13 protein-coding genes and 1 pseudogene are annotated in these 10,273 nt (G+C 33.5%); 8 read left to right on the top strand and 6 right to left on the bottom strand.

The window, feature by feature from the left end; all coding sequences use genetic code 11:
- Positions 1-111 (top strand): bL20 family ribosomal protein (locus N4A31_05560; protein ID MCT4635686.1); only part of this gene is annotated, 111 nt, incomplete at its 5' end.
- 58 nt (positions 112-169) lie between these two features.
- Here the strand turns inward: N4A31_05560 and N4A31_05555 are convergent.
- Genes N4A31_05555 through N4A31_05540 form a run of 4 tightly spaced genes read right to left on the bottom strand, consistent with a single transcriptional unit; the run spans position 170 to position 2,609 of the window.
- Positions 170-829, bottom strand: coding sequence for a glutathione S-transferase family protein (locus tag N4A31_05555; GenBank protein MCT4635685.1), 660 nt, complete (start codon positions 827-829; stop codon positions 170-172).
- Between the two features lie 4 nt (positions 830-833).
- Positions 834-1,676 (bottom strand): peptide chain release factor N(5)-glutamine methyltransferase, encoded by an 843-nt coding sequence (gene prmC, locus N4A31_05550; GenBank protein ID MCT4635684.1) that lies wholly within the window; start codon positions 1,674-1,676, stop codon positions 834-836.
- Positions 1,676-2,329, bottom strand: a complete 654-nt coding sequence (rpe, locus tag N4A31_05545) for a ribulose-phosphate 3-epimerase (protein MCT4635683.1) — start codon at positions 2,327-2,329, stop codon at positions 1,676-1,678. Before rpe ends, prmC begins: the two co-directional genes overlap by 1 nt.
- The gene (locus tag N4A31_05540; GenBank protein MCT4635682.1) at positions 2,322-2,609 is read right to left on the bottom strand and encodes a DUF2610 domain-containing protein; all 288 of its coding nucleotides are present in this window, start codon (positions 2,607-2,609) and stop codon (positions 2,322-2,324) included. Before N4A31_05540 ends, rpe begins: the two co-directional genes overlap by 8 nt.
- Positions 2,610-2,717: 108 nt before the next feature.
- On the opposite strand from N4A31_05540, the pseudogene N4A31_05535 reads away from it, so the two are divergent.
- The 3 genes and pseudogenes from N4A31_05535 (at position 2,718) to N4A31_05525 (ending at position 3,961) form a co-directional block, all read left to right on the top strand.
- A pseudogene (locus N4A31_05535) lies at positions 2,718-2,816 on the top strand (IS30 family transposase).
- A 511-nt stretch (positions 2,817-3,327) separates the two neighbouring features.
- Complete coding sequence (locus N4A31_05530; protein MCT4635681.1) at positions 3,328-3,618, top strand: integration host factor subunit beta; 291 nt, start codon at positions 3,328-3,330, stop codon at positions 3,616-3,618.
- Positions 3,608-3,961 carry a YraN family protein gene (locus tag N4A31_05525; GenBank protein ID MCT4635680.1) on the top strand — a complete coding sequence of 118 codons (354 nt, stop codon included), beginning with the start codon at positions 3,608-3,610 and terminating at the stop codon, positions 3,959-3,961. Before N4A31_05530 ends, N4A31_05525 begins: the two co-directional genes overlap by 11 nt.
- Here the strand turns inward: N4A31_05525 and uvrC are convergent.
- Positions 3,952-5,739, bottom strand: a complete 1,788-nt coding sequence (uvrC, locus tag N4A31_05520; protein ID MCT4635679.1) for an excinuclease ABC subunit UvrC — start codon at positions 5,737-5,739, stop codon at positions 3,952-3,954. The two genes, N4A31_05525 and uvrC, sit on opposite strands and share 10 nt — an antisense overlap.
- Positions 5,740-6,111: 372 nt before the next feature.
- Between uvrC and folP the strand changes: the two genes are divergently transcribed.
- The 4 genes from folP to plsY all read left to right on the top strand — a co-directional run bounded on the left by folP (position 6,112) and on the right by plsY (position 9,914).
- Positions 6,112-6,945, top strand: coding sequence for a dihydropteroate synthase (folP, locus tag N4A31_05515; protein ID MCT4635678.1), 834 nt, complete (start codon positions 6,112-6,114; stop codon positions 6,943-6,945).
- A 148-nt stretch (positions 6,946-7,093) separates the two neighbouring features.
- On the top strand, positions 7,094-8,356 hold the full coding sequence (fabF, locus tag N4A31_05510; protein ID MCT4635677.1) for a beta-ketoacyl-ACP synthase II: 1,263 nt from the start codon (positions 7,094-7,096) through the stop codon (positions 8,354-8,356).
- A complete protein-coding gene (gene mltG / locus N4A31_05505; protein MCT4635676.1) occupies positions 8,346-9,323 on the top strand; it encodes an endolytic transglycosylase MltG in 978 nt (325 codons plus the stop codon). The genes fabF and mltG overlap by 11 nt, the downstream gene beginning before the upstream one ends.
- Positions 9,324-9,329: 6 nt before the next feature.
- Entirely contained in the window at positions 9,330-9,914 is a 585-nt protein-coding gene (plsY, locus tag N4A31_05500; protein MCT4635675.1) for a glycerol-3-phosphate 1-O-acyltransferase PlsY, read from the top strand.
- A gap of 4 nt (positions 9,915-9,918) precedes the next feature.
- On the opposite strand, the gene N4A31_05495 is transcribed toward plsY, so the two are convergent.
- On the bottom strand, positions 9,919-10,185 hold the full coding sequence (locus N4A31_05495; protein ID MCT4635674.1) for a hypothetical protein: 267 nt from the start codon (positions 10,183-10,185) through the stop codon (positions 9,919-9,921).
- Between the last annotated feature and the right edge of the window lie 88 nt (positions 10,186-10,273).

The raw sequence follows: 10,273 nt of genomic DNA, 5'->3' as shown, positions 1-10,273 counted from the left end.
GATTTAGATCGTAAAGTGTTAGCTGATTTAGCAGTGAGAGAACCAGAAGCTTTTAAAGCAGTGGTGGAGCAAGCTAAAAAAGCGTTAGAGAAAGCTAAAAAAGCTGCTTAAAACTTTTCCTGTCATTAAAAATTTTAACCTCATCTTGCAAAAGGTGAGGTTTTTATTCCTAAAAATCTAAATTCTGATAATGAGGAGGAGGAGTAAATCCAGCCAACCTATCTGAAAGAAGTGCTCTAAATCCTGGGCGAGACTTTATCACAGCATACCATTCTTTAGTTAATTGATGTCCAGCCCAATCCATATCCCCCAAGTAATCAACCACAGATATTTGAGTAGCTGCAGCTAAATCAGCTAAACTCAAACTATTTCCTGCTAATCTTTTTCTAGAATGAAGCAATAATTCCATATAATCTAAATGGTGAGTTAGATTATTTCTAGCTGCCTTAATAAAATGAGTTCTTGGAGATCCTCTATTCATGTAATGAGACATTATTTTTTCTTCTACAAAATATCTAGTCACTTCGTGATAGAATCTATCACAGAACCAATGAAATAAACGACGAATCTCAGCATTCATCAACTTATCTGTAGTTAGAAAAACTGCTGGAGATTCGGCTTCCTCCAGATATTCACAGATAGCATAAACAGAAGATAATATATAGCTTCCAACTTCCAATCTTGGAATATCAGCTGATGGATCGATAACAGCCACATTTTTCTCCCAAGGCTTCTCTTCACGTAATATAAAACTAGATTGTTTTTCTGCCAGTAATACTCTAATTAATCTAGAAAAAGGGCATAAAGAAAAATGATACAATGTATACATAAACTTAAATACTCACCACTATTGCTCGTTCAATACCGCCTAAATCAAACAACATTTTATTTATAATATAACTCTGCTGCATGAATATTTGCCTAACAGATTTTCCTTGATCGAATCCAAATTCAAGTATAGCATAAGCTTCTGGTTTTAAAAGAGAGGATATTTGCCTAGCTAAATATCTATATGGATCTAAACCATCATCTCCCCCATCTAGGGCCAGAAGAGGATCATAATCTTTAACATCTAACTCTAAGGCAAGAATATCTCCAGTTGGAATATAAGGAGGATTACTAATAATAAGATCAAATTTCTCCATTAAATCGTCAGCCCAGTTCTGCCTTATACATTTAGCCCTATCTCCTAATTCCAATAGCTCAATATTCTCTTTCACCACCTTTAAGGCTTCCTCTGAAATATCACTTGCTATTCCTGTAGCATTTGGGAATTCTTTTAGAATAGAGAGCAATAGGCAACCACTTCCACTACCAATATCTAAAACTCTAAGGGCATCGTTTTTATTAGGAAAGAGATTTATAGCAGTTTCTATAATAACTTCACTATCTGGACGAGGATCTAGAACATGTTTATTCACCACAAAATCACTAGACCAAAAAGATTTCTTGCCAATAATCTTAGCCACCGGCTCATGGTTTATTCTTCTATTTATATACTGATTATAAACAGCTATCACATCTTTTGGGATTATTAATTCTGGTTCTAAATATACTGTCTCTTGTGTTATTTTCGCTGCATATTGCAAAAGCAACCTAGCATCCAATAAAGCAGTTGGTATATTAGCATCATTTAAATCAATAATGGCTGCATCAAGTAAGGTTTTTAATTGCATTAACGTAAACTAGATATGTTTCTTGAATAATTCTCAGGCCCATCTTTAAAGATATAATCACCGGAAACTAAAACATCAGCCCCCGCACTGATCACCTGCTTGCCAGTGGTTGGATTAATCCCTCCATCCACTTCTAATTCTATTAAGCGACCTGTATTTATAATTTTATTTTTGATGTTCTCAATTTTCTTTAATTGGCTTGAGATAAATTTCTGCCCACCAAAACCAGGATTAACTGACATCACTAAAATTAAATCCGCTATATCCATAACATAATCTAATTTGTCTTCATGGCTTGATGGAACCAAAGAAACCCCGGCCTTTTTACCCAATGACTTTATTAGGTTAAGACTTTTGTCTAAATGAGTGCATGCTTCTGCATGAATGGTAATTATATCAGCACCAGCTTGAGCAAATTCTTTAATATAATGATCAACATTATAAGTCATTAAATGTACATCAAATACTAACTCGCTATGGCTGCGGAGAGATTTAACAACTTTGGGGCCAATGGTAATATTGGGAACAAAATGACCGTCCATAATATCAATATGTATATAATCTGCAAATTCACTAATTGTCTGTATTTCCTCACCTAATTTAGAAAAGTCAGCGGACAAAATAGATGGGGCAATTTTAGTAGATTTATTCATCCTGGTCTTCAAGTTCCTCTTCATCTTGAGCTTCTTCTTGCTGAGCGGCCCCCAATGCATAAACACATAAATCCTCAAAGGAAACACCATTTTGTTCAGAAATATCTTTAAGTTTTGCTATAGAATCCATAACTTCTGGGGGAATATTTCCTCCACGCTCTTTAGATAACCAATTAGACTGGAAATGTAAAGGATGATGTTTAGGTTCAGGGTCACCAACATATATAGTAAATGGCGATTTTTGCCCTCCAAAATCACATGGCACAGTAAATTTTTTCATATCATCTCCTTAAAACCATAGCTATAGATACATTGTATTAGCATCCTATACAGAATACAAGCAAAGATTTTGGGAGTGTTTATTATAAATAGACTAGATAGACAGCGGTATAAAATGAAGCTAAGAGTTTTTTTCTGTAATCCACATTCTTCTTGGCAGAAGGGAGCTGTAGAGAATTTAAATGGTAGAGTGAGGATTTTGCTGCCAAAGAACTCATCTGTTAGAGGAGTTTCTATTGCGCATATTGACTGGGTAGAAAATATAATTAATAATACTCCTCTTGAAGCTTTGCATCAAAACATCCTGTTTCCCTAGATTCTTGAATCCACCGAGCGTAAAGAAGAATCTTAGGACATTGAAATACTTGAAATGGATGAGCTTTCTACTTTATATTAAAAAATCCTTGAAGAAAAAAAACAGGGGAATGGACGTGTCCATACACCAGAATTTGGACTGCTGTGGATAGGAACAGATTTAAAACTATTGTGTTTAAAATAGATAATGGTAACAAAAGTAACTTTATAGAGTTAGTGTATATAGAGTTAGTGATAGATTTAGTGTATGAAGTCGAAGGAAAATGTGGTTATATAGAATATTTGTGTGCCGACAAGAATCCTTCCTATAGTTATTATAAATTAGCAAATAAAACTATGGACTGGTATTGTGTATATAGTATAATTTGTATTATCTAGATGTCTTTACTTTTTATATAAATCTTATGAATAAGTCAGAGCTTATTACTAAAATTCATGAAAGCTATCCTTTTCTAACAACCGCCCAAGTGGCTGATGTGGTGAATATTGTTTTTGAAGAGATGGTGAGTTCTTTAGCTAAAGGAAAAAGAATAGAGATTAGAGGTTTCGGATCTTTCTCTATAAGGAGAAGAAAGGTGCAGGCTAAATTTCCAACATCCCCTGAAGAAAAAATTGCCTTTGAAGAAAAAAATGTTGTTTATTTTCGCGAGGGTAAAGAATTTTTCAATCAACTAAATTCATCAGATGAGCATTAAGCAGAAGCGCAGTAGATATTATTTCGGATTTTTAGCTGAAGTCATTGCTTCTTGGTATTTGCGCTTTAAGTTTTATAAAATAATTGACCGTAGATATAGAAGTCCTTTTGGTGAGATTGATCTTGTGGCTAGAAAAAATAACCAAATAATATTTATTGAAGTTAAAGCAAGAAGAGACATTAGCTTAATGGATTTTATTAGCAAAAGGCAGCAACAAAGGATTACTAAAGCGGCAGAGTTTTTTCTAATTAGGAATCCTAGATATCAAAGATATCAAATATGCTTTGATGTGATTATTATGAATAAAATTTTCATTCCTAAGCATTTTAAAAATTATTGGTGAAAGTATTTATAAATTTCTTCTGCAGTTTTTTTGCTAATTCCTTTAAGAGCTACTAGTTGTTTGATACTAGCATTTTTAATTTCATCTATTGAAGTAAAATGAAGAATCAGAGCTTTGCGACGTTTAGGGCCAATTCCTGGTATTTGGTTTAGTTCTGAGAAATTCATAGCTGAAGAACGTTTTTTTCTATGGCTGGTGATGGCAAAGCGATGAGCCTCATCACGAAGAATTTGTAAATATTTCATAACGGCAAAGGATTTATCTAAGGTGAAGCTTTCTTTATTCATTCGGTGAAAAACTTCTTTGCCAGCGTTGCGCTCAACTCCTTTAGAGATGCATACTAAAGGAATATCTAAATTTAAGTTCTTTAATACAGAATCTGCCGAAGTTAAGTGGCCTTCTCCTCCATCAATAAGCAGTAAATCAGGAAGGTTTTCTTTCTTAGACAAACGTTTATTTAACATTTCTTTTAGCATTGCGTAGTCATCACCAATATCAGTGGTTTTGATATTATATTTGCGGTAATGTCTTTTGCTGAATCCATCTTCAGTGGCTACAATCATTGCTCCAACAGCGTGAGCCCCCATGATGTGGCTGTTATCATATACTTCAATTTTTTTAATTGGATGATTAATTTCAAATAATTCTTGAACTTGTTTTAATAAGATTTTTTTTTGATGTTTTTCTTCATATTTTCTATTTAAGGCAATTTTACTATTCTCTTGAGCAAATTGTATAGCTTTAAACTTTTCTCCAGATTTAGGAAGAATAATTTTGGCGTTGAATGCTTCTGTTAATTCTTTTAGTTCTTCTGGAAGGATATTTACTATGGTTTCTTTTGGAATTGAATTATTTTGGTATAGTTGGGCAATGAATAAAGCTAAGATTTTTTCTTCCTCTTCATCTGCAACCCTATCAAAGAAGAAGCAACGATTGCCATAATTTTGACCATTACGAAATAGGAATAATTGGATGCAGGCTATGTCTCCTTCTTTTGTTATTCCTATTACATCTGCATCTTCTAAATTAAATAAATTGGCGTTTTTATTTTGGATATAATTTAAGGAGCGTAATTGATCTCGATATTTAGCGGCCTTTTCATATTCCATATTTTTACTTGCTTGTTGCATATTTAAACTTAGCTCTTGTTGAAGCTTGACAGACTTTCCTTTTAGGAAAGCTAAAGCCTGATTTACATTGTCCTGATATGCTTCTGGAGTTATTTTGTTAACGCAAGGAGCAGAACAGCGTTTTATCTGGTATTGCATACATGCAGTTTTACGTGATGAGAAGAAGCTATCAGAACAATTACGCAAGAGAAAGTTTTTTTCTAAGAATTCGATAGTATCGGTGACTATTTTTGAAGAGGCGAAGGGGCCAAAATATTGCCCATTAGTACTTTTTCTGCCGCGAAACTTGAGGAGTTGAGGAAAGTTATGATTTTGAGTTAATAGAATATAAGGCATCGACTTATCGTCTTTAAGCAGAATGTTATATTGGGGTTTGAGACTTTTGATTAAATTAGCTTCTAGGATTAAAGCTTGAGCTTCAGTATTAACAGTTATGATTTCTAATTTTGCAGTTTTATTAATTGCGAGTTTCATTCTTTCGCATAAGCGATTAAGTTGTGTATAATTAATTATTCTTTTAGATAAATCTTTAGCTTTGCCAATATATAAAACTTTGTCATCTTTGTCTAACATGCGATAAACCCCAGGAAGATTAGGCATATTAAGTAATTCTGTTTTTATAATTTCTATAGCAGTTTTTGTTATCATTTTAACCATATTGATTGCAAAAATTTTATACACTAAAAATGTGGATAACTTTGTTGATGTTTTATAGTATAGCTCTCAGGTCTTAGAAAAACTAGTGCTTTAAGATAGTTTATAAAATAATCAAGTGTTTGCAAGATATTATCTTGACATGAGTAAAACTGGGGCTTGTAGAGCATTGGTTAAAATACTAATCTATTTCTCTTTAAAAAGTGAAGGCTTTATAAACGTGTATTTAGTTAATTGTGCATAACTTATAGTTAATATTCATTGTTTAGTTAACTTCTTACTATAATATATAGCTTCTTATAAAGAATATTGTATATAATAATTTATTTTATTTGAGTATTAATAAAATCTTTGGGAGGTTGAGTAATGAAACAAGCAAAATTAGTAGCTATTTTAAATATAACTCCAAATTCTTTTTCAGATGGTGGATTATTTGTTGAGCCATCAGAGGCTTTAAAACAAGTGCAAAAATTGGTTCAAGCAAAACCAGATGTTATAGATATAGGTGCTGTTTCTACCAGACCTAAAAGTGTTGCTCCTAGTATTAAAGAAGAGAAAAATAGGTTTGATAAAGTGTTGCCAGCAATTTTACCGGCTATTAAAGATTCTTCTGTGGAAGTTAGTGTGGATAGCTATAACTTTGAGGTGTTACAATATTTGATGGAGAAAATGCCAATAGCTTGGATTAATGATCAGAGTGGATTTGAAGATAAGAGAATTATAGATCTTGCTAGGGATACAGATATTAAATTAGTTATTATGCATAATGTAACTCTTCATGTGGATCCAAAGAGGACGGTTCCTGAAGATTTAAATGTTACTTCAGTTGTAAAAAATTGGTTGCTAGAAAAAGCTGAATATTTAATGGATAATGGTATTAGAAAAGAGCAGATTATATTTGATCCTGGTGTTGGTATGGGCAAAACTGCCGAGCAAAGCTGGCAGTTAATTAGAGATGCTAAAATATTTGTAGATTTAGGTTATCCCATATATTATGGTCATTCTCGTAAATCTTTCATGAATTTAATTACAGATCAATCATTTTCACAAAGGGATATAGAAACTGCCGTTATATCAAGCTATCTCTCAAGTCAAGGTGTTGATTATTTGAGAGTGCATAATGTTGAAATGAATGCCAGGGCTATAAGCGTTAATAAGTATCTTGGTCGATTATCTTGCTATTATAATCTTATTTCCTAAAGGAAAATTAGGTATTACATATTTTTGCATCATTGTCATGTGTCTCAAAGTGCTTGATCAGATGGAATAAGAATAAAACTTGATTTTTAGAAGCTAAAATATATAATCTACTTTTAAAGTGATTGTTAATTTAGAGGACTAATATTATATGAGAAGAGTAGTTATAACTGGTATGGGGATTGTTTCTCCTTTTGGTGTTGGGCTTGAAGAAAATTGGCAGAAGTTAATTAATAGCAAGTCTGGTATTTCTAAAATTGAGCGTTTTGATACAGCCAATGTTCCTAATAAAGTAGCTGGTGAACTTAAATATGGTGAAGGAGAAGGGAAATTCAATCCTTTGAATTATCTTTCAAATAAAGAAATGAAGAAAATGGACTACTTCATTACTTATGGAATGATTGCTGCAATTGCCGCTGTTGAAGATGCAGGATGGACTCCAACAGACCAAGAAGAGCTGGATATGACGGGTGTTATGATTGGTTCTGGTATTGGTGGTTTGCCAACCATTGAGGAAACATCGATAACTTTAAATAATAATCCTGAAAAGAGGACTAGTCCTTTCTTTATTCCCTCAGCATTAATTAACTTGGTATCAGGGAATTTGTCAATTAAATATGGTTTTAGTGGACCTAACCATTCGGTGGTTACCGCTTGTTCAACGGGTGCACATGCAATTGGTGATGCAGCAAGATTAATTCAATATGGTGATGCCAATGTTATGGTTGCTGGTGGTACAGAAGGAGCCATTTGTAATGCAAGTATCGCAGGTTTCTCTGCAGCCAAGGCTTTATCCACTAGATTTAATGACGTGCCTGAAAAAGCTTCCCGGCCTTGGGACAAAGACCGTGATGGTTTTGTAATGGGTGAAGGGGCAGGTATCCTTGTTTTAGAGGAATTGGAGCATGCCAAAAAACGTGGTGCAAAAATTTATGGAGAGATCGTTGGTTATGGTTTAACTGGGGATGCATATCATATTACATCTCCTCATCCAGAAGGAAGAGGTGGTTTTAGAGCTATGCAAATGGCAATGAAGAGGGCGAATTTAAACATAGATCAAGTAAATTATATTAATGCACATGGTACTTCAACTCCTATGGGGGATGAGCTTGAACTTGGCTCTGTTCAGCATTTATTTGGTGATAATGCTAAGAAGATGGCAATGTCTTCCACTAAATCTTCAATTGGTCACTTGCTTGGAGCGGCAGGTAGCGTGGAGGCGATTTATTCTATATTAGCTATGAGAGATAATATTGTTCCGCCAACTTTAAACTTAGATAATCCTCCTGAAGAGGCGGTGATTGATTTAGTAGCTCATACTGCTCAAGAAAGACGAGTTGATGTTGCGTTATCAAACTCATTTGGTTTTGGTGGCACCAATGCTTCCTTAATCTTTAAGCGTTATGAAGACTAGAATAATACTAATTACGTTAGTATTTATTTCTATGATTGGCTCAAGTTTAGTATATCTAGAATTGAGCCATTATATAAATGCTCCAAATAACCAGAGCAAGGCTGTTCGCCTAATTATTCCTCGTGGATATTCCGTAAAAAAAATTGCTAAAGAATTAGCTAAGCATCAAGTTATTAAATATCCTAGGGTTTTCTGGACAGTACATAGGGTATTCTTCCCCGATACTTACATGCAAGCTGGAGAATATGAAATTCCTCCCCATAGCTCGGTTAGAGACATTATTGATATGATGCATGAGGGGAGAGTTATTGTTCATAAGTTTATGGTTCCTGAAGGTGGTCTTGCAAAAGAAGTTATTGATCAAGTTATTGCTGAAGAAATGTTGATTGGTAATGTAACTCGTAAATTTAAAGATGGAGATTTTTTAGCTGATACTTATCACTATACTTATGGCGAAACAAAAATGATGCTATTGAAGCGTATCTATAATAAAAGTCAGGATATAATTGATGAACTATGGAATAAACGTGAAGCTAACTTGCCTTTATCTAATAAAGAAGAGGCTGTGATTCTAGCTTCAATTATTGAGAAAGAGACAGGTATAGAGTCTGAGAGATCTAGAATAGCTGGAGTATTTGTAAATCGTTTGCGTAAGAAGATAAGGTTGCAGGCGGATCCTACAGTAATTTATGCTATTACTCAGGGTCAATATATTTTTAAGCGTAGCATTACTTCAAAAGACCTAAGAATAAAATCACTTTATAATACCTATTTGTATACGGGGCTGCCTCCTACAGCAATATGCAATCCGGGGATTAAATCACTTGAGGCTGCGCTTCACCCTTTAAATACTAAAGAAATATTTTTTGTCGCTGATGGGAAAGGGGGGCATAATTTTTCAAGTACTCTTGCTTCTCATAATAAATATGTAAATCATTATCGCAGAGAATTAAAAAGAAAGAGGTAAGTAAAAATGTTTGAGGAAGCCATAATCTTAATATTAGCTTATTTTATGGGTTCGATTCCTTTTGGTTTGCTGATTAGTTTATGTTCAGGTCGTGGAGATATACGCAAACTTGGCTCTGGAAATATTGGTACAACTAATGTATTGCGAACTGGCGGTAAAGTATTGGCTCTGCTAACTTTGATAGCAGATAGTGGAAAAATAATATTAGCTATTTTTCTTGCTAAAATGCTAGGCTTTAATATGGATTATTTAGTAGGAAGCGCGAGTTTTATTGGACATTTATTTCCTGTTTGGCTAAAGTTTAAAGGTGGAAAAGGAGTGGCTAGTTTTTTAGGTCTCGGTTTATATTTATTTCCAAAAGTTGCTTTAATGCTGATGGCCACGTGGATTATTACATTTGCAATATCCAGCTATTCTTCTTTGGCTGCAATAGCTGCTGCAATAGCGGCTATTATTTCTTTGAGTATAACTATGCCTGTGGGGGGTAATTTATTTTTAATGATTACTCTTATTATACTTATTTTAATGAAACATAAAGAGAATATTGTTCGTTTGATTGAGGGTAGAGAGTCAAAGTTTTCAAAGAAGTAATCTTTTAGAAAATTGGGTCAGAATCCTGGTAATATTCATAACCTGCTCCCGATAGTTCATTTAGTTTTAATGATTCTATGTCATGGATTGACGTTATTTCATTATAATATTCCATAGCTTTTTCTAAAGATAATCCAATGATTGTTAAGGTTAACCCTACAATTTTTGTATCTGGTCCGTTAAAGTGAAAGGCTTCTCCCGTGTTTGTAAAAGCAATTCCTAATATATTATTGTTTTCAAGTATGAACTTTAATCCTTTATATGTAATCATGTAGGTATCCCTTATTTGTAAATAATTTTTTAACAATATTAACATGGTTTATTGATCTTTGCAACAGATATTAATATTTTTTAACTGC

This window comes from Rickettsiales bacterium (genome assembly GCA_025210695.1).
Taxonomy (GTDB): Bacteria; Pseudomonadota; Alphaproteobacteria; order Rickettsiales; family CANDYO01; genus CANDYO01.
This window is presented reverse-complemented; position numbering and strand designations above follow the sequence as displayed.